Source organism: Microcoleus sp. Pol7_B2 (genome assembly GCF_036701035.1).
Classification (GTDB): domain Bacteria; phylum Cyanobacteriota; class Cyanobacteriia; order Cyanobacteriales; family Microcoleaceae; genus Microcoleus.
This window is the reverse complement of record NZ_JAUBQB010000006.1, coordinates 48,051-68,251: the sequence shown is the minus strand read 5'-3', so window position 1 is coordinate 68,251 and position 20,201 is coordinate 48,051. Positions and strand designations below refer to the sequence as shown.

Sequence of the window (20,201 nt, the reverse complement as noted above, 5' to 3'; positions counted from 1 at the left end):
GAAATTATTGTCTCTACTCCGAGTAATTCAATTTAACACGAGTTCTGGCTGCTGAGTCTCAAACAAAGGGCGAGTTACCTGACGCACTAGCACTGTTTCTAAACTGCCTTCTACTACATTTTCTGCTTCTATTTCCAACTCGCCCCACAATAGCCGATCGCCTTGATTGGGCATTTTACCTAAATTGTGAATCACGAATCCGGCGATTGTTTGGTAAGCTTGGTTAGTCGGCAGGTTTAACCCGAGTTTTTCGTTAACTGCTGTCACTTCCCATACGCCAGAAATTAGTGCCGAATGAGCATCTTTTTGGATAACAGTTGCCTCGGAAGCTGGCAGCAGCGGTTGAGACTCTTTACTGGTAATCCAACCAGTCAGCAGCCGCACGGTACCGTTGAGAATTGCTAGCAGCGGCCACAGTAATTTTGAGCAGAGTTCGAGGGCTGGCATCAGCAGCAAAGCGGTGCGTTCTGGGGCGTGGGTTGCTAATACTTTGGGGATTAGTTCTCCTAAGACTATTTCTACGTAAGTTACAAAGATAAAAGCTGCGGGAACTGCGATCGAATGAGCAGTCAGCACGGCCGACAAATGACCGATCGGCAATTTGTCGATCCACGGTTCGATCCAGTGTACAGTCGCTCCCTCACCCAACCAGCCCAACAGCAAACTCCCTGCTGTTGTTCCAGTTTGAGTCACAGACAGGTAATGCGGTATGTTGTTTTGAGCTTGGTGGACGAGTTCGGCAGTTTTGGCGGTTGGGCGATCGTCCAACTGGGCAAGTTGGCGGATTTGATGGCGATCGGCTGATACTAATGCTAGTTCTGACGCCACAAAAAAGGCGATTAAAAGTGTTAAGCCCAGCAACATTGCTAATCTCAGCATTGTTTGAGCGACTTCTATTTCCAGGCAAGTAAGGTTGTTCAAGATAGATATCTAATATGATAAAGGTTTTAGGTTAATTCTTTTATTTTAGCTTGGGATTCAGATAGGTTTATCCCCCGAGATTTCGGATATCCCCACTACTCTTATTCGTAGGTGCGCCGAGGAGGCGCACCTTACCCGTAGAACTTGTAAACTCTTTCTCTTCTCTTATCATCCTTCGCCATAATAGGGCTAAGGCGAGTTTCATCGGTTCGTTAAAAAAATCTAATTGACAACACCGGAACTCATTGCTGTATCAACTTTCCCTTACTCCCCGGAGCGAGTTAATTTCTGTAAAAGTCTGCACCGGATCGGACTTCAACCCGCCTTGAATGTAATTCAACTTCACTTCTTCCAACAAATCCGACAGCAGCGACTGCAATTCCCCGAGAGTTTTCTCATCTTGCAATTCCCGCCGCAAACTTTGATTAAATTCTTGGCTGAAATTATCGAGAATTTTTCTACCTTTATCGTCTTCATAAGTAGTAGATACCACATCCACAGCAGTTTGAGTCAAATAACTTGCTAGCTGTTCCGTCATCTCGGTCGGCAAAATGTTAATAGGAGAGATAGTTTGTAGGATTTGATAGAAATCCGACTGTTTGATTGTTGTTTCCAAATTGTGGTGCAGCAATTCTTCCAAATCCGGTTGCACCTGCGGCAAAACTTTGTAAATTGTCAGATCCAAAATGCGCTTGGTAATTTGTTCGATCGTATTTTCCTGATTGACATGAAGGTACGGCTGCTGCGCCAGCAACATCTGCGCCGCGTCGCCCTGTTTGATCGAACTTTTAGCTTGATTGATAAACCGCACCATCATGTATTCCGAGATCGTATTGGCTAAATAAGCCACCGGTTCGTAGGTAACTTGAGCAACTACGCGATCGAGATTCACCAAACCCGACTTGTGAAGCCGCACCAATACCGGCAGAATCCGCCACCCCTGCCAAATCGGTATCACCAGAAACACCTCGTACCAGCGCCTCAGCACAAAATCAAACCAAGTTACCCCCGGTTTGCGGCGGGTATGGAACAGACTTTTAATCAAAAATTCCGCCCCAAAAAAACCGATAAACAACGCATCAATTCGCCAAAACTGGTCAGCGCTTTTCAAATATTCTGGATTTTGTAAACTTGAATCAATGCCTTTAATCGGGTCATAAATTTTAACTAAACCTGGAAAATAGCTCTGATAAACAGGCCGCAACTGAAGGTAACTGAAATGGAAAAGTACCAGCAAAAAATTGACCAGCGCTACTAGGGCGCTGAATTTTGCCCAAGAAATTGCTTTTTTGGACAATGTTATATCGGTGGTGTTAACAGTTGTGTTGGAATCAGACATAAAAGTAATCTTCTGAATTTGCTAATCGATAAATCTATCTTGTGGCTGAGGCTAAAAAACTCTTAACCTATTAAGATCCCTTGGACGATAAGTATAAGGAAACCAAAGACCGTGAACTTAAAAACAGTCATATCGCTGCTCAAACAAACTTTTACTGAATGGCAAGAAGATAAAGCGCCAACCTTAGCCGCCGCCCTAGCCTATTACACAGTCTTCTCCCTCGCCCCGTTGCTAATTATCGTAATTGCGATCGCCGGTTTAGTCTTTGGTGCAGACGCAGCCCAAGGTCAAATCGTCGCCCAACTCCAAAGTTTAATCGGCAAAGAAGGCGCCCAAACCGTCCAAGAACTCATCCTCAAAGCCTCCGAACCAAAGTCGGGAATGATTGCTACTTTAATCGGCATCGCTACACTTTTGTGGGGTGCTTCCAACGTGTTTACTAATCTTAAAGAAGCCCTCAATACTATTTGGAATGTTTCACCGCCTCCCGGACGAGGAATCTGGGGATTTCTGCAAGACCGCGTATTGTCTTTTGCAATGATTTTAGGCATAGGCTTTCTACTGCTAGTATCTTTAGTAATTAGTGCCATTTTAGCCGCCGTCAGCTATTGGTTGAACGGCTTGCTGCAATTACCAATCAACATTTGGCAGATTGTGGACTTTGCTATCTCCTTTGGCGTAGTTACGCTGCTTTTTGCCTTAATTTACAAACTTTTGCCCGATGTCCATCTTGCCTGGAATGATGTTTGGATCGGCGCCGCCATCACCTCAGTGCTGTTTACGATCGGCAAATCCATAATTGGAGTTTACCTCGGAGGTAGCGGTATCGCCTCTACCTACGGTGCTGCGGGTTCGTTCGTGATTATCCTGCTTTGGATTAATTATTCCGCTCAAATTCTCTTCTTAGGTGCCGAGTTTACCCAAGTTTGGACTAACCGATACGGTTCCAGAATGCCTGGTTCGCGAAACAATATCCTCAACAGCGAAAACGGTGAATCCTCCCCACGCAAACATCGGAAGAACTCTTAACATTATACAAACGGGAAATTTGAGGTTAAACTCGCACTCCGGGTTTGACACAATAAGCAAGAAGCAAGAGGGAAAAAGGCAGAAGGTGCAAGGCGGAACGAAAGAAAAATTTTGAAAGCAATAACTTTGCTTTTTTTTTCGCTTCCCCTGTAACATTCGGTCTTTGGGACGACCGACTTCTGCTTTCTCGAAAGCCCGAGTTATTTATTCAGAGGGGTAAAATTCTACCTTCTGCTGACCTCGCATCTCTAGCAGCAAGCTGAAAGCAGGCTCGAGTTATAGATAGCTAAAAGGTGCGAGTTTTACAGCGGCCAGAATACGGAAAATTCCATTTACCCTCGTTCATTTATATTTTGATTATCTAGAGTTTGAGCTGCTGCACGTCTCTGTCAGCAGAAGGAAGTCGTCTGTGAATTTTTTCCTGGAACTTATCCCTGAAGGATGATTTATCGATCCCCCAGTTTCACTTTAATACAAATTAGCTAGAAGATTCCAGTCCCGGCGCAGCAGCCAAAATTGCCCTTTTAATTTTCTTAGAAAATATATTTAAATTTTGGTAAACAATCATGGTTTCATTAAATAAAAAAATCCTCGCTCTCATCTCAGTACAGGGTGATCCCTCTGTGGAAATTGGCAAAGAAGAAGCGGACGGGGAAAATGTTTACGTGCGTCAAGTAGGCGAAGCTCTGGCTACACAGGGGTGGCAAGTTGATATGTTCACCCGCTCATCCGATCGGCAACAAGCAAGGATTGTAGAGCACAGTCCCAATTGCCGGACAATTCGGCTAGTAGCCGGGCCACAAGAATTTATTCCCCGCGACGAACTATACGGATATTTACCAATCTTTGTTCAAGAATTTCAGAAGTTTCAGTTAGAATCAGGCTTTCAATATCCCTTAGTTCACACGAATTACTGGCTGTCTTCTTGGGTGGGAATGGAGTTGAAAAAATCGCAACCTCTGCAGCAAGTTCACACTTACCATTCTTTGGCAGCAGTTAAATACAAGTCGGTTTCGACAATTCCGATGATTGCCAAAACCAGGCTGCAAGTCGAAAAAACACTTTTGGAAACAGCCGATCGCGTGGTGGCTACCAGTCCCCAAGAAAAAGAACACATGAGGTCTCTGGTTTCCTTAAAAGGCAATATTGACATCATTCCCTGCGGTACCGACACTGAACGGTTCGGCTCGATCGCCCGATCGACCGCCCGCCGCCACTTGGGCATAGCCCCCGAAACCAAAGTCGTGTTGTACGTCGGCCGTTTTGACCCCCCCAAGGGCATCGAAACCTTAGTCCGCGCCGTCAGTCTTTCGGCAGTGCCCAAAGCCGATTTAAAACTCATTATTGGCGGCGGGTGGCGTGCGGGGGAAAGCGACGGCCTAGAGCGCGATCGTATCGGCAGCATCGTTGAAGAACTCGGGCTGAGCGACATTACCAGTTTTCCCGGCGCCTTGAGCAGAGACATTCTCCCTGGCTACTACGCCGCCGCCGATGTGTGCGTCGTTCCCAGCCACTACGAACCCTTCGGTTTAGTCGCCATTGAAGCGATGGCCTGCGGCACGCCCGTAATCGCCTCCGACGTAGGAGGGCTGAAATATACTGTAGTGCCGCAACAAACAGGTTTGCTCGCCCCGCCGAAAAATGAAGCAGCCTTTGCCGAGGCGATCGATCGCTTGTTACTTGACTCACTATGGCGCCAGCAACTCGGACACACAGCCCGCCAGCGCGTCGAAACCTATTTCCGTTGGGACCGTATCGCCTCCCAACTTAGTCAACTTTACACTCAACTGCTCGAACAATCGGCCCTTGAGCTTGACCCCGTGAGCGCTTAGTAGTATCACTTAGTATGGTTGAAGCCAGTTTCCATTGATCCCTGTTTCACTCATCCATTATAGCTGGGAACCTTCAACTAGAAGTGATATCAGGAGGTACTCTTGTACGCATCAAAAGATCTGGGACGCCACCTGCTCCCTATGTCAGACATGGAGCTAATTCGCCTGTGGGTAAATCGCCAATCCCCCCGCAACCGGCACTTTAGCTGGCAGGCGGCTAACCATTTTCGACTGTTTGTCGCAAAACCGCTGGCACAAGTTACTCTGACAGAGGTCGAGACTTTCGCCACAGCGATGAGAGCTCGGAAACTTCCACCACGTTTTTACAAGCAAACCTTGGTAGCGCTGAAATCGCTGTTCGCCTTCGGCCAGCAAACGAAAATTTTGCCCGCAACACTCCCCCTTCACCGGTGGCCGGTGCTGCGCCGGAACCGCTCCAAACGCCTTCGTTTTCAACTCTCTTGGGGTTTCTTAATCTGTTTGTGCTTTTTCTTAGGTCGAATGACGCCGAGGTTGCTGTGGGGACCAGCGGTCTCGGCAGAAAGCTCGCCCACCCCGAAACGCCTGCAGGAAGTTGCAGCCCTCGATTCACCAGACAAAGGAGAGGATAACATCGAGCGCGATCGATCACCCGAAGCTGCAACCCTGAATTCACCAGCTCCCAGACAGGATAGCAGACTCGATAGCATCGGGCCCGAACGTCGAGTCAAAGCCTTTCTCGACACCATAGCCGCCGCCGAAGGAACCGCTAGCCCCGACGGCTACCGCACGCAGTACACCGGCACGAAATTTGTCAGCTTTCAAGATCATCCCAGAGAAATGAGGTGCGGCCGTCGTTACCGCAAAAAACTCTGTTCCGATGCAGCGGGGCGATATCAGTTTCTCAGCACCACTTGGGACAGATTTGCCAAAAAATTTGGCGTCCGCGATTTCAGCCCAGAAAATCAAGATTTGATGGCTATAGAGTTAATCCGAGAAAAAGGTGCCTTAGAAGATATAGAAGCGGGTCGATTAGAGTCAGCAGTCAGAAAACTCGCTTACATCTGGCCATCTTTTCGCCGTTATGGTGGTTCTGTGGAATCGTCTATGCCCACACTCGAAGCCATGTATCAGAAAAATTTGGGGATTGACCGCCCAGGATTGGTTGTTAGCAATTAGTGAACAGTCCCAGGACGAGTTGAAATTGGGGTTGGGCAATTTTGGATTAAATTTTAACATCCAAAATTGAAAATGAGGGAGTTATGGGTGATGTCTATTCTTCAGAAATTTAAAAATTAGGCTAATTTTCCATCTTCCATGTGAACGATGCGATCGGCAATATCCAAAATTCGGTTATCGTGGGTTACTAATAAAATAGTACAACCCTGTTCTTTGGCAAGTTGCTGCATCAAATTCACCACTTCGCGACCGGATTTGCTGTCCAGGGCGGCTGTTGGTTCGTCAGCTAAAACAATTTGGGGTTGACTGACCAAAGCGCGGGCGATCGCAACTCTTTGTTTCTGTCCTCCCGACAAATCATCTGGATAATAGTTAATCCGCTGTTCCAGTCCTACTAACTCTAGCATTTTTGCAGAGCGATCGCGCATTTGGGAACGCGACAAATTACCGTGAACTTCCAAACCCATTTGCACGTTTTGCAGCGCCGTCAAACTGCGGTGCAAGTTGTGCGCCTGAAAAATATAGCCAATTTTGCGCCGCGCCTTTACCAATTGGTCTGAACTCGCTTTGCACATCTCTTGACCGAGAATTTTGAGACTTCCCGATTGACCGGATCTCAGTCCGCCAATCAAAGTTAAAAGCGTAGTTTTTCCAGAACCGGAAGGTCCCGTCATCAGCACGATTTCACCTGCTTTAATTTCGAGATTAATGTCAAAAAGTACCTGTTTTCGCAGTTGACCTTGACCGAAGTAGTGGTCGAGGTGGTGGGCGGAAACTACAGGTGCAGGAATCTGTAATGGGTTTGTTGTTGGGTAGAGAGTAGTAGAATTCATAACTTATTGGTTTGAGGTTTTAGATTTAAGAATAAACTGCTTTATTCGCCGACAATGCAGAGGAAAAACAAGAGAATGATTACAAAAAAATATGTGTGTAGTCAGGACTTTATAGCAATCCTCAATCATTTGTGAATTTCTTACTCCCTCCCCTCGATCAGGGGAGGGTTGGGGTGGGGTAAAAATTTCCGACTCATTTATGATTGCTATATACACAATCTGGTTTTAATACCCCCTTTATTATTTAGTCCGCGTCTGCGGACTTAGTTTGTCTAGTAAAGGTTTCAACCAGCTAGTCTTATAAACAGGTTTATAACCAGGATTTAGTGTCCTTCAGACTCTCTGATTCATTTTCGCTTAAAACATATCTGCCGGGTCTGCTGCTTGCAGTTTGCGAGTGGCAATTGCTCCCGAAATAGTACACATAATTACGTTCAAAAGTAATACTATAAATGCTCTAAGCAGCGTCATATAAAGGGGTAAATTTGTAGCTTTGCGAGTTAAAGAGTAGAGTCCGAAAGAGACTCCTACTCCTGGCAAAAAACCGAGGACGGAAAGAATTAGAGCTTCTTCAAAAACGATGCCGAGTAAATAAACATTGCGGTAGCCCATTGCTTTGAAAGTAGCGTATTCTCCCATGTGGTCGCTGACATCGGTGGAGAGAACTTGATAAACAATAATCACACCAACTACAAAACCCATCGCGACGCCTAAATTAAACACAAAGCCGATCGCAGTATTCTTAGCCCAGTAATTTTTCTCAAAATCGATAAATTCTTGTTTCGTTAGTACCTTGACATCATCTGGTAAGTATGCTTTCAAAACTTGTTGAACTTCCACGGGGTCAGCACCCGGTTGCAGTTGAATTAACCCGGCATTAACACTCGCGGCGTTTTGTCTCGCAAACAGGCGCAGGTAATTTTGATCGCTAGTCATCAAAATACCGTCGGCGGCAAAAGATGCCCCAACTGTGAATAAACCGCTGACGTTAATCGTGCGCCGCTCGACCTCAGCTTTAACGGCTTTTCCTCGATCGATTTGCGCGATCGTTCCTTGGTAATCTCCCCTAGAAGCTCGATCGAACAACACGGTATCCGGCAATTTAATCGCGCTCAAATTTTGGTTAACTTCTGGAAGCGCAAACGCAGGGCGATCGGGATTGAAACCCACCACCATCAGCGACGTTTCGCGCCGAGTTTCGGGATTTTTCCAGTTACCAATTTTTACGTAAAGCGGCTCGGCTGATTTCACGCCCGGTACGTTCATTGCTTGATACAATCTGCGCCTGGGAAAGGAAGACAAATTAATCAAATTTCGCGCTTGGGGGTGAATCAAAACTAAGTCTGTTTGCAAGGCTTGATGCAGCCGCGTATTGCTGGTGTAAAGCGCATTTTGAAAGCCTAACTGCATGAAGATCAAAACGTCAGCAAAGGCAATTCCTGCTACTGCAACGGCCATTCGGCCTTTGTCGTGACTCAGTTGCAGCCATCCGAGGGAAGTTCTCCGTCTTAACTGTTGTAAGGGTTTTATGAGTCCAATCATAGGATTTTAGATTTTAGATTTTGGATTTTGAATTGAAGAAAGGGACCCTGCGGTTTAAGTCTTCTTAATCTTTAATTTCCCCGATCGCCACTTTGACTTGCAAATTGGTGAATCCCGCTACTTTCTGGCTGGAAGCTTCATCTAAGCGCACTTTTACTTCCACAATTCGACTATCAATATTCGCAGAAGGATCGGTGTTAACAATGTTTTGCCGCTGCACTTGCAAACCAATATGTTCGACAGTTCCCCGCAATTCGCCGATCAAAGCATCGCTAGTAATTTTGGCGGTTTGTCCGAGGCGTACTTTGTCCACATCGCTTTCGTAGATTTCCGCAACAGCCAGCATCTCGCGAGTTTGTCCGAGTTCGACAATGCCGTCGTTTCCTACCCTTTCCCCCGGATGCGTGTGAATTTTCAGGACTTGCGCGTCTCTGGGAGCACGGATGTAAGCTAGATCCAGATTGGCTTTGGCTTGTTTGGCTGCTGAAGCGGCGGAACTGACTTCGGCGGCAGCGGCTGCTATGTCAACGGGACGCACTTCGGCGATGCGATCGAGATTTGCCACGGCTTCATTAATCTGCTGTTGTCGAGATTCCTGAATTTGGCTGAGTTTGGCTTGGGCTTCGTTAATTTGCTGTTGGCGCGATAGTTGAATTTGATTTAATTTGGCTTGGGCTTCGTTAATCTGCTGTTGGCGCGATTGCTGAATTTGATTTAGTTTTGCCTTTCCTTCGTTGAGTTGCTGTTGAGTTGTTTCGGCGGCGAGGCTTTTGCTGTCGCTAGTTGAGGCGGAAATTGCTCCCTGTTCATAGAGTTGGGAGTACCGCCGATCCTCGCTTTGAGCGTTGCGGAGTTCGGCTTGTAGGCGGGCAATTGCGGCTTTTTGAGTTTGAATTTCCCCTTGCTGTTCGGCCGTGATGCGGGCAATTGTGGCTTGTTGCGCTGCTATTTCGGTGCTGCGATCGACTTCTAGGCGGCTGACGATCGCCTGTTGCGCTGCGATCTCGTTGCTGCGATCGGCGGATAAACGGCTAATAGTTGCTTTTTGGGCTTGGATTTCGCCGTTTTTAGCTCCGGCTTTCACTTTTGCTAGATTTGCTTCGGCGACGCGCACTTGTTCTTGAGCTTGGTCGAGGGCGGCTTGCAGGCGATCGCGACTGTCCAAAATTGCGATCGCCTGACCTGTTTTCACCCTGTCTCCCTCTTTTACTAAGAGTCGATCGATCCGGTTTCCTTCCGTCGCACCGGAGGCGGAGACTTTAATTACTTCTCCTCTGGGTTCCAGTCGCCCCAAGGCTGTAACTGTTGTTAATTGGGATGCTGCGACGGCTGCTGCTGCGGCTACTGCGTTGGGATCGGGTATGCGCGATCGCCAGATCGTGTAGCCTGTGGTTCCCCCTGCGGCCAGGGTTGCTACTGCTGCCACAACTAGGAGTTGTTTAACTAGGGATGGAGTTGAGGATAAGCCGTCGGCTGTTGGTTGGTGTACCATGACATACCTCTTTTTGAGGAATAAAACTAAACCGTTTAGTTCTGATATATTTTAATACTAAACCGTTCAGTATAATGATGTCAAGATCCCAAATAAAAATTACAGAAGCAAGGTATGGCAAGGACAAAACCGATCGAACCAGACGCAGCAGCAAGTGACAAAACCGAGCAAATCCTGCAAGGTGCGATGCAAGAATTTTTAACCCACGGCTACGCGGGCACAAGTATGGACAAGGTAGCGAAGACGGGGGGAGTTTCCAAAGCCACGGTTTACAGCTATTTTGCAGATAAAGAAGGATTATTCGTGGCCTTGGTACAGCGGCTGGCGCAAAAAAAAGTCCATTTTACAGTTCTGGATGAAGAACCGGCCGTAGCGCTGCGATTCGTTGCCACAACTCTATTAGAGCAGGTGACGCAGGAACCTGAATTTCTCAATTTTGTGAGGTTAGTGATTGCGGAATCAGGGCGTTTTCCCCAGCTAGCGCAGACTTTTGTGAGAAACTTAGCTAAACCGGGTATCGAGCGGCTTACTCAATATTTGGCATCGCATCCAGAGTTAAAATTGCCCGATCCGGAGGCAACGGCGCGGATTTTTATTGGATCGCTGGTATATTTTCAGTTAACGCAGCATATGATGCACGGCAAAGATATTATCCCAATGGAGCGCGATCGACTGATCGACGGTCTGCTGCACTTGATTTTAGGCCCGCAGTCCAATTCCTAAGTGCGATCGACAGAATCTAGGAATTTTATTTGATAATTATTTATATGCCATAAAGAGCGAGATCCCTTTATGGCTGCGATCGCAGGTTCTATTCAGGTGTTTTTCCTAACCTGTCCCTCAATTCCTCCGCCGATAACTGCGGCATTTGTTCTACAAACAATGTCAATTCTGCCACAGGCAATGCCAATAAATTAGTAACGGCTGTAGGCAGAATATCGCCCAATTCAGGCGATCGCATTTGCAACGCACTTTCAGCTAACAATTTAACCGCTGCTTCCCGCCCAGATTCATCGACGGTCAGCATCGAGATTGCCAGCAACAGCACTGTAAATTCCGCCGCAGCCAACCTTGATATTGGAGATAGAAAAGCAGTCATTTTGGGACTTAATTCTCCAAATCTAACTCGCAGAAAATTTTCTAAGATTAAGCGCTGTTGTTCTTGTCGGCCTCGTTCTAGTCCTTGTTCTAGCCCTTGTTCTAGTCCTTGTTCTAGTCCTTCTTCTCTAGCTTGTTGCTGTGCTGCTTGTATTTGTTGTTGAAAAAGTGGTGCAATGGCCATAATTAACTCCCGCTCTTCTGGCTCTAATTCTTGTGGCGCATCGGTTACTAAATTTGACTGTAACCGATACAGCAATTCTAGCGCGATAATCCGCAACGGATCGTCGGCAGCTAAAGCGCTTAATTGCGAAATAGCCCTTTGCTGCACTCCCCCTTTGCCCAAAATCCTCAACCACAGAGTTTCTGGAGTTTCTGGCAACTGGTGAATCGCCACAATTGCAGTTCGCAAAGATTCACCCAAAAAATAGATTCCCTGCATCCAATTCTCTGTGTCTGGTATCGCATTAAAGCTATCTACCAATGCTTTCGATGCTGTGGGCATGAAAATCCACAGTTTGGGTAACTGGGCGTCATCATAGCGAGTATTTTCTCTCCTAAATTTTCGCTCCAACTCACCTCGCACGTCCAATAACTTGCCCAGACAGCTACAAATTTCGCTGACGTTGGCAGGATTGCGAAACGGTTCAAAAATTGCAGTTGTGTTTGCCATTTTCCCCAACAATCCCAGGGTTTCTGAGTATTCGGAAATTGCGGTGCTGGGAGTAAAATAAACATCGATTTCTCGGACTTCGGAAGTCACATAGCGGCCGATATTAACCGTTCCGAGCGGCGACAGCAATTCCTCCAGGTATTCTTTGGCAAAGAGATCGTGAATAAATCGCGTCATAGGAATTATTTCAAAGACTAAATAGATTTTTTAGCCGTTTTCTCACCCATTCTACAGGATTTTCCTCCTCTTCTGCTGCCTCTACTAATTCCATTTCTCGCAATAATTTCTGTCTCTCGCTGAGTTCTTCTTTGTGTTTGACTATTTCTTTAATAATCTGTTCAGATAAATCCGGTCGTTCAGTTAAAACTTTCTGGAAACCTTCTTTATTGATGGCAAACAAAATTGTTTCTTCCAAAGCTCTTACCGAAGCAGTTCTGGGGATGCCCAACATCAAAGAAAGTTCTCCGAGAAACTGACCACTACCTAGGTTATTCAGATGTTTGTCAATAGCTTCTACAAAAACTTCTACTGAACCTGAAAGAATCATGTAAAAAGCATCTCCGGGGTCGTTTTCGTGAAACAAAAATTCTTGCGGTCGCAGCCGTTTGCGATATCCAACTTCAATCAACTGCCGCAATTCAAGATCAGTCAGATTTTCAAAGTATTCTACCTCTCGTAGCAAACAGCTAAGGGACGATGGCTTTTTCAGTTTCTCTGCAAAAATTGGCGGTTTCTGCTCATTTTCCGAGTAACTCTTCGGGAGATCAATTGCAGTTTCTTTTTTGTTGAACATTGACAACAGAACTTCGGGGTTTTGCAAATAAATTTCTCTGTCATTGAAGGGAAATTCGATTTTCTGGTGGCGGAAATTGTATTCAATTGCAAAATTCAAAGAACTTTTAATTATTTCTCTTTCAGTCGGCCTGTCCGTCCAAACTAAAAGTTCAAATTTAAAACTATCGTCACCAAACTCGACAAACAATACTTTCGGATTCGGTTCGTACAAAACTCCCGCTTCTGCGTAAGCAATATTTAACAGAGTTTCTGTCACTAACAGCGGGTTACTATTCTCCGCTACTTCTACGGGAACTCGGAGACAGAGTAGCGAGTTTTCGTAACTCCAGTTAACAATTTTGTTGCTAATCATTTTGCTGTTGGGAACTATGACGCTAGAGTCCTCAGTGGTTTGGATGATGGTCGATCGAATCGAGATTTTTTTGACGATTCCCATTAATCCTTCTAATTCCACAAAGTCTCCGACTTTCACCGGTCTGTCTAAAAGCAGCGTTAAGCCACTGACAAAATTAGTTGTTAAATCCTGGATTCCGAAGCCAATTCCGACTCCCAATCCCCCCGCAACTACTGCAAAAGAAGCGAGGTTGAAGCCGATGCTTTGGATGGCGACTATTACGCCCAAAGCTACTATTAAGTACCCAATAATTACTGCGATCGCTTCCCGATTTCCCTCGTCAATTCCCAGTCTGACAAGCAAGCTTTCCTTAAGAAAGTTGGTGAAAAATCTTGCGATCACAAGGATAGCCATAAACAAGACGAGTAGTTCCCCCAGTGACTGCAGGGATACAGAATTTTCACCTATTTTAAATAGGGTAGCTGTAAATATTTGCGAGATCTGTGTCAATACTTCTTCTGGTATTGTATTGAATTTAAATTCAGGTGATAAGGTTTTTTGTGTTGTCATTTTTTAAGGGAGTAGTTAAAAATAAAGTCTTTAGTACCAAATGTAAAAATAAAATACTGAACTCGTTATCATAAATTTTAACCTATTTTTAGGGTGAAAACAGTGAACTCGTTACATAGATATGTGGTTCCTCATACTACGCAGTTCTCCCTCTTGCCAATTTTTAGGATACCTGGTCTTCGCAGGCCTGCGGTTAGTGTGCCACTTTTGCGCGATCCAAGAGCAAACTCATCTATTATTAAAGCGATCGCTCTGCTAACTTTAGTCAACATTAACTCGATTCGAGTTTATCATACTCTCCACTAATTTTTTTTGAAGTCCCGTTATCAACTTAAGCAGGGATTATTGAATGACTCTTTAAGTGGACAAGTCAAATATCCAAGTATTACAATGACTTTAACTGGTGGGAGACATATTGCTATTACTCTGCTAGTTGCGTGCGTTTTGTGTATTTATAAGTGAAACTTTAACGGATATAGCTAAAATTGATAACGTTCCAAGAATACTTGGCATTCTACCGACATGGAGGACCAACTATAACTTAATCACATTTGTCAATCAGTAAAATTACTGAAAATACTTACTTGTTCAGGAGTGGAAAATTGGCGGTTTGGGGTTGGGTGGAAATAAATATGGCGCGAGACATGATTGCTCGATCGCCGAAATCTAAGTTCGCCACCCAAAACCTGAGTAAATACTGAGCATAATTACTGATTGACAAACGCTTCCCTAGCTTATGTTGTCACCAAGGTTCTACCAATAGGATTGATTAGGAATAGAATTGATGAGCAATAGAACTGCTTGGCGATACATCCGAAGCATTAACCGAAATATTGTCGCAAGGTATACATATATGGCCGATGGAAAACCGAATGGTCGCCCTACTGAACGTTTTCTTCAGTACCAAATAGGAAACAAGGAAAACCTTGCGATCGCGCCATTGGAAAGAAGTTTTAGAATAATAGCTGAAATGCACGAGCCAACATGAGCAAATTCCCACCAGAGAAAACCCAACCGCAACCGCAAGAGAACACAACAGCACAGGCATTGCGACAGGCTCACTTCGACGCTTTTTTTGCAGGTGCTAACGCCGGGATGCTGATTTTTGACCGCCAACTTCGGTACGTCCAAATTAACGAAGTTTTGGCCCAGATGAATGGCGTTTGTGTGGCAGACCATATTGGTAGGTCAGTGCGTGAGGTGCTGCCAGAATTGGCTCCGACTGTGGAACCAATGCTGCAAGGCATTCTGGATACGGGCAAGCCAATTCTCGACTATGAATTAGTGGGTGAAACGCCGAAAGAACCGGGCATCGTGCGCTACTGGCAAGCATCTTACTATCCTTTGTTGGACGAAAATGGCCTGGTTTTTGGTCTTGGTGGGATTGTAATTGAAATTAGCGATCGCAAGCGGGCCGAACAAAAGCAGGCAAGACTGACGGCAATTTTGGAAGCAACTTCCGACTTCGTAGGGATTGCGGATGCAACAGGGCATAACGTCTACCTCAACAAAGCCGGACAGAAAATGATGGGGGTACCTCCAGAGGAGGCACGATCTCCGTTTAGTGTAGACTTTGTATTAGCTCCCTCGGCAACGACAAAATTCCAAAATGAAGTCTTTCCAACCGCCTTAAGAGAGGGTAGCTGGGCTGGTGAAACCGTGTTTTTGTCACACGATGGGAAAGAAATTCCAGTTTCCCAAGTTTTAATCGTCCACAAAACGGAAACAGGCGAAGTCGAGTTTATTTCCACTATTGCACGGGACATTAGCGATCGCAAAAAAGCAGAGGAAGAACGGCAATTGCTCGCTACAACGATCGAGAACAGCCGTGACTTTATTGGCGTTGCCTCAATGGATGGTCGCCCGATGCTACTGAATCAGGCTGGTCTGGATTTGGTTGGACTCAGTAGTTTGGACGAAGCCAGAACCAAACACATTACCGACTTCTTCATGCCAGAAGATTTGGACTTTGTACAGCAGCGTGTTCTGCCTACTCTAATGCAAGAGGGGGGGTGGCGGAGTGATTACCGGTTCAGACATTTCGTGACAGGTCAACCCATTGCGGTAGACTACACCCTATTTCTGGTCAAACATCCAGAGACTAATGAACCAGTAGGGATTGCCACTATTACGCGGGATATTCGCGATCGCAAAACCGCAGAAGATGTCCTCAAACAAAGTGAAGAACGATTTCGTTCTTTGATCGAAGCCAGCGCTCAAATTATTTGGATCTGCAATGCCGACGGCGAAATGGCGATCGAGCAACCTACTTGGAGTGCATTTACAGGACAGACATTTGATGATTACAAGGGAAGGGGTGGGAGCAACGCTATCCATCCAGACGATCGCTCGTCTATTACTACTGCCTGGTTAACTGCTGTTGCCAATCGATCATTCTATGAATCTGAATTTCGTATGCGTCGCTATGACGGGGAATATCGCTACATGAGTTGTCGTGGTGTACCAATTCTAAACGCGGATGGTTCAATTCGGGAATGGATTGGGGCTAATACAGATATTACCGATCGCAAACAAGCTGAAGAAGCTCTGCGCGAACAGCAAGCTGTGTTGCGCGAGCGCAACCTCTTGCTGAGCTCTATTTTGGAAAGTACGCCAGACATAATTGTTGTTAAAGACCGAGAAGGTCGATATGTTGCCCTTAATTCCTTTGTGGCAAAAACCTTTTACGGTAAACCCATTGAGGAAATCATTGGCAAAGATGATTCGGAACTGCTGCCCACTGCTGCCGCCTTTGCCATCATGGCAAAAGACCGCGAGATCATGGAAGCAGGCATTACTGAAACCTACGAAGAAGAGGTTTTCAATGGTAAAGAGAACACTTCTTTTTTAACCACAAAAGCTCCTTGGCGGGACGCTCAGGGCAATATTATCGGCCTGATCGCCATAGCACGAAACATTGGCGATCGCAAACAAGCTGAAGCCCAGATGCGCGATCGTAATGCACTGCTAAACTCTATTTTGGAAAGTACACCAGACTTCATTGTCGTTAAAGATCGGGAAGGGCGTCATGTTGCCCTTAACTCCAATTTGGCAAACTTCATAGGCAAGCCAATTGAGGAAATCATCGGCAAAGATGATTTGGAATTACTGCCGCCTGAGAGTGCCCGTGCAATTATGGCGAAAGATCGTCAAGTCATGGCAACAGGCATCACTGAGACTTACGAGGAAGATGTCTCTGACGGTGAAAAAACCGCGACTTTTTTCACTACAAAAGCTCCTTGGCGGGATGGTAATGGCAATATTCTGGGTATCATCGCGACCACACGAGATATTAGCGATCGCAAAAAAGTCGAGCAAACGCTCCGTCAAACCCTAGAAATACTCGACTTAGCCAGCAATAGTATCATTATTCGGGATATGGATGACCGCATCACATACTGGAACCAAGGTGCAGAAAAGCTTTATGGTTGGACAAAAGCGGAAGTAGTAGGGCAGCACATTCACACATTCTTGGAAACCGTCTTCCCTAAACCGTTAGAAACCGTAATGGCAGAGTTTTTCCAGCAGGGAAGTTGGGAAGGAGAAGTGGAGCACACCACCCGTGACGGTCGGCATATTATTGTGGCAAGTCGCTGGACATTGCAGCGCGATGGGGAAGGAAAGCCTTGTGCCCAACTCGAAATTAATAATGACATTAGCGATCGCAAACAAGCCGAAGATGCTATCAAACAAAGCGAAGGACGCTATCGTTCGCTAATCGCTGCTACGTCCCAACTTGTCTGGACAGCGGATGCTGAAGGAAGATGCGTGGATCAACCGGGTTGGAGAGCTTACACCGGACAAACTGAAGCTGAGATGGCTGATGGTTTTGGCTGGTTAGATGCAATTCACCCGGACGATCGCGAACGAACGACTCAGGTGTGGATGGAAGCAGTGCAAACGAAAAGCCTGTATGACACAGAATATCGAATCCGGGGAGCGGATGGAAACTATCGTTATTTTCAACTTAGAGGGGTACCAATTCTGGATGAAGATGGCAACCTCCAGGAGTGGATTGGCACTTGTAGCGATATCCACGATCGCAAACAAGCCGAAGATGCTCTCAAACAAAGCGAAGGACGCTATCGTTCGCTAATCGCTGCCACATCCCAAATGGTCTGGATAACGGATGCAGAAGGAAGATGCCAGGATACACCGACTTTCAGAGCTTACACTGGACAAACCGTAGACGAAGTGGTTGGTTTTGGCTGGTTAGATGCAATTCACCCGGACGATCGCGAACGAACGAGTCAGTTGTGGATGGAAGCAGTGCAAACGAAAAGCCTGTATGACATAGAATATCGAATCCGGGGAGCGGATGGAAACTATCGTTATTTTCAAGCTAGAGCGGTGCCAATTCTGAATGAAGAGGGCCACATCCAGGAGTGGATTGGCACTTCCAGCGATATCCACGATCGCAAACAAGCCGAAGATGCGATCAAACAAAGCGAAGAACGCTATCGATCGCTAATCCTTGCCACGTCCCAAATTGTCTGGACATCGGATTTTGAAGGAAAATGCCCGGATCTACCGAGTTGGAGAGCTTACACCGGACAAACCGTAGAGGAAGTGCTTGGTTTTGGCTGGTTAGATGCAATTCACCCAGACGATCGCGAACGAACGGCTCAGGCGTGGATGGAAGCAGCGCAAACAAAATGCCTGTATGACATAGAATATCGAATGCGTGCAGCAGATGGAAACTATCGCTATTTTCAAGTTAGAGCGGTACCAATTCAGAATGAAGATAGCAGCATTCGGGAGTGGGTTGGCACTTGCACCGATATCCACGATCGCAAACAAGCCGAAGATGCGATCAAACAAAGCGAAGAACGCTATCGTTCCCTAATCCTTGCCATCTCCCAAATTGTCTGGACAACTGATGCTGAAGGAAGATGCCAGGATTCACCGAGTATGAGATCTTACACCGGACAAACGGAAGCTGAGGGGGTTGGTTTTGGCTGGTTAGATACAATCCACCCGGACGATCGTGAACGAACAGTTCAGGTGTGGATGGAAGCAGTGCAAACCAGAAGCATGTTTGAGATGGAATATCGAATGCGCGGAACGGATGGAAACTATCGTTATTTCCAAGCTAGAGGGGTGCCACTTCTGGATGAAGATGGCAGCCTCCGGGAGTGGGTTGGCACTTGTATCGATATCCACGATCGCAAACAAGCAGAAATCGTACAGGCAAAAGCCAGGGAAGCCGCAGAAGCAGCTAGTCGGGCCAAAAGTGAATTCCTTGCTAACATGAGCCACGAGTTGCGGACTCCGCTTAATGGCATCATGGGGTACGCGCAGATTCTTCAGCGTTCCAAAGTCTTGAATGAAGAAGAGCGATCGCGCATTGATGTCATTTATCAGTGCGGTTCCCATTTACTGACCTTAATCAATGATATTCTCGATTTGTCGAAGATTGAAGCACAGAAAGTGGAACTCCAGCCCACCGATTTTCATTTCCCGGCGTTCCTGCAAGGTGTCGCAGAAATGTGTCGTATCCGAGCTGAAATTAAGGGAATTCACTTTCATTTTCCTTCAAGCCCCGAACTGCCGATAGGTATTCGTGCGGATGAAAAACGCTTGCGACAAGTGTTAATTAATCTTTTAAGCAACGCTATTAAATTTACGGATGAGGGCAGTGTCACTTTTATCGTCAGTTTTGCAACAGAAGGAAAAATTCGCTTTGAAATACGCGATACAGGTACCGGCATTGCACAGGATCAACTCCAAGCTATCTTTCAGCCCTTCGAGCAGGTAGGCGATCGCAGGCGGCAGACGGAAGGTACGGGATTGGGACTGGCAATTAGCAAAAGGATTGTAGAACTAATGGGCAGTACCATTCAGGTTCAAAGTGAGATGAATGTTGGCAGTATTTTCTGGTTTGATGTCCATCTATCTCAAGCCGATGAATGGGTGAAAACATCTCAAATCGACCATCGCGGGCAGATTATCGGCATCAAAGACCGCCAACCTAAGATTGTGGTTATTGATGACAAATGGGCTAACCGTTCGGTAATTAGCAATTTACTCAGTCCGATCGGCTTTGAGGTGTTTGAAGCGAACGATGGGCAGGAAGGCTGGGAAAAAATTATAGAGGTGCAGCCCGATTTAATTGTTACCGACTTATTAATGCCCGAACTAGATGGCTTCGAGGTAATTAAGCGGGTTCGAGAATCGGAAAATTTCAAAGACATCATCATTATTGTGTCTTCTGCCAGCGTATTTGAAACCGATCAATACAGAAGTTTAGAAGCAGGAGGCAACACCTTTATTCCTAAACCTATTCAGGCAACAGAGCTCCTGCAAAAATTACAACAGTATCTTGATTTGGAATGGGTGTATGAAGCTAATGAAGAGCCACAGGCGAGATCCTCAGACACCGATGAGCTAATTGCCCCGCCTGCTACACAAATGGAAATGCTATACGAACTGGCTATGAAAGGAAATTTCCTAGAAATAGTTAAGCAGGCGCTATTACTTGAAGAAATAGATCCCCAATATATTCCATTTGCTAAAAGATTGCATCAGATGGCAAAGGACTTTCAAGACGAAGAGATTTTAACGTTTATTCAGTCCTACAAGTAA

12 protein-coding genes are annotated in these 20,201 nt (G+C 46.0%); 5 read left to right on the top strand and 7 right to left on the bottom strand.

Annotated elements, in window-relative coordinates; all coding sequences use genetic code 11:
• Positions 1-27 precede the first annotated feature (27 nt).
• Together QUA57_RS04065 and QUA57_RS04060 are read right to left on the bottom strand one after the other, a co-directional pair.
• Positions 28-921 carry a CNNM domain-containing protein gene (locus QUA57_RS04065; RefSeq protein ID WP_333059660.1) on the bottom strand — a complete coding sequence of 298 codons (894 nt, stop codon included), beginning with the start codon at positions 919-921 and terminating at the stop codon, positions 28-30.
• Positions 922-1,174: 253 nt separating this feature from the next.
• On the bottom strand, positions 1,175-2,260 hold the full coding sequence (locus QUA57_RS04060; RefSeq protein ID WP_333059658.1) for a hypothetical protein: 1,086 nt from the start codon (positions 2,258-2,260) through the stop codon (positions 1,175-1,177).
• A gap of 111 nt (positions 2,261-2,371) precedes the next feature.
• Here QUA57_RS04060 and QUA57_RS04055 point away from each other — a divergent pair, with 111 nt between their 5' ends.
• The 3 genes from QUA57_RS04055 (at position 2,372) to QUA57_RS04045 (ending at position 6,279) form a co-directional block, all read left to right on the top strand.
• Entirely contained in the window at positions 2,372-3,289 is a 918-nt protein-coding gene (locus tag QUA57_RS04055) for a YihY/virulence factor BrkB family protein (RefSeq protein WP_333040534.1), read from the top strand.
• Between the two features lie 566 nt (positions 3,290-3,855).
• Positions 3,856-5,121 (top strand): glycosyltransferase, encoded by a 1,266-nt coding sequence (locus QUA57_RS04050; RefSeq protein WP_333059655.1) that lies wholly within the window; start codon positions 3,856-3,858, stop codon positions 5,119-5,121.
• Positions 5,122-5,223: 102 nt separating this feature from the next.
• Positions 5,224-6,279 carry a glycoside hydrolase family 104 protein gene (locus QUA57_RS04045; RefSeq protein WP_333059653.1) on the top strand — a complete coding sequence of 352 codons (1,056 nt, stop codon included), beginning with the start codon at positions 5,224-5,226 and terminating at the stop codon, positions 6,277-6,279.
• 116 nt (positions 6,280-6,395) lie between these two features.
• Here QUA57_RS04045 and QUA57_RS04040 read toward each other — a convergent pair whose 3' ends face one another.
• From QUA57_RS04040 to QUA57_RS04030, 3 genes are all read right to left on the bottom strand, one after another.
• Positions 6,396-7,112, bottom strand: coding sequence for a DevA family ABC transporter ATP-binding protein (locus tag QUA57_RS04040; RefSeq protein ID WP_333059651.1), 717 nt, complete (start codon positions 7,110-7,112; stop codon positions 6,396-6,398).
• A 357-nt stretch (positions 7,113-7,469) separates the two neighbouring features.
• Positions 7,470-8,654 (bottom strand): ABC transporter permease DevC, encoded by a 1,185-nt coding sequence (devC, locus tag QUA57_RS04035; protein WP_333059649.1) that lies wholly within the window; start codon positions 8,652-8,654, stop codon positions 7,470-7,472.
• Positions 8,655-8,718: 64 nt separating this feature from the next.
• Complete coding sequence (locus QUA57_RS04030; RefSeq protein ID WP_333059648.1) at positions 8,719-10,146, bottom strand: HlyD family efflux transporter periplasmic adaptor subunit; 1,428 nt, start codon at positions 10,144-10,146, stop codon at positions 8,719-8,721.
• Positions 10,147-10,260: 114 nt separating this feature from the next.
• On the opposite strand from QUA57_RS04030, the gene QUA57_RS04025 reads away from it, so the two are divergent.
• Positions 10,261-10,869 carry a TetR/AcrR family transcriptional regulator gene (locus QUA57_RS04025; protein WP_333059647.1) on the top strand — a complete coding sequence of 203 codons (609 nt, stop codon included), beginning with the start codon at positions 10,261-10,263 and terminating at the stop codon, positions 10,867-10,869.
• An 88-nt stretch (positions 10,870-10,957) separates the two neighbouring features.
• Here QUA57_RS04025 and QUA57_RS04020 read toward each other — a convergent pair whose 3' ends face one another.
• Both QUA57_RS04020 and QUA57_RS04015 read right to left on the bottom strand, forming a co-directional pair.
• Positions 10,958-12,094: a flagellar assembly protein H gene (locus QUA57_RS04020; protein ID WP_333059646.1), complete on the bottom strand. Its 1,137-nt coding sequence runs from the start codon at positions 12,092-12,094 to the stop codon at positions 10,958-10,960.
• A gap of 10 nt (positions 12,095-12,104) precedes the next feature.
• Complete coding sequence (locus tag QUA57_RS04015; protein WP_333059645.1) at positions 12,105-13,460, bottom strand: mechanosensitive ion channel domain-containing protein; 1,356 nt, start codon at positions 13,458-13,460, stop codon at positions 12,105-12,107.
• Between the two features lie 1,140 nt (positions 13,461-14,600).
• Between QUA57_RS04015 and QUA57_RS04010 the strand changes: the two genes are divergently transcribed.
• The gene (locus tag QUA57_RS04010; RefSeq protein ID WP_333059644.1) at positions 14,601-20,201 is read left to right on the top strand and encodes a PAS domain S-box protein; all 5,601 of its coding nucleotides are present in this window, start codon (positions 14,601-14,603) and stop codon (positions 20,199-20,201) included.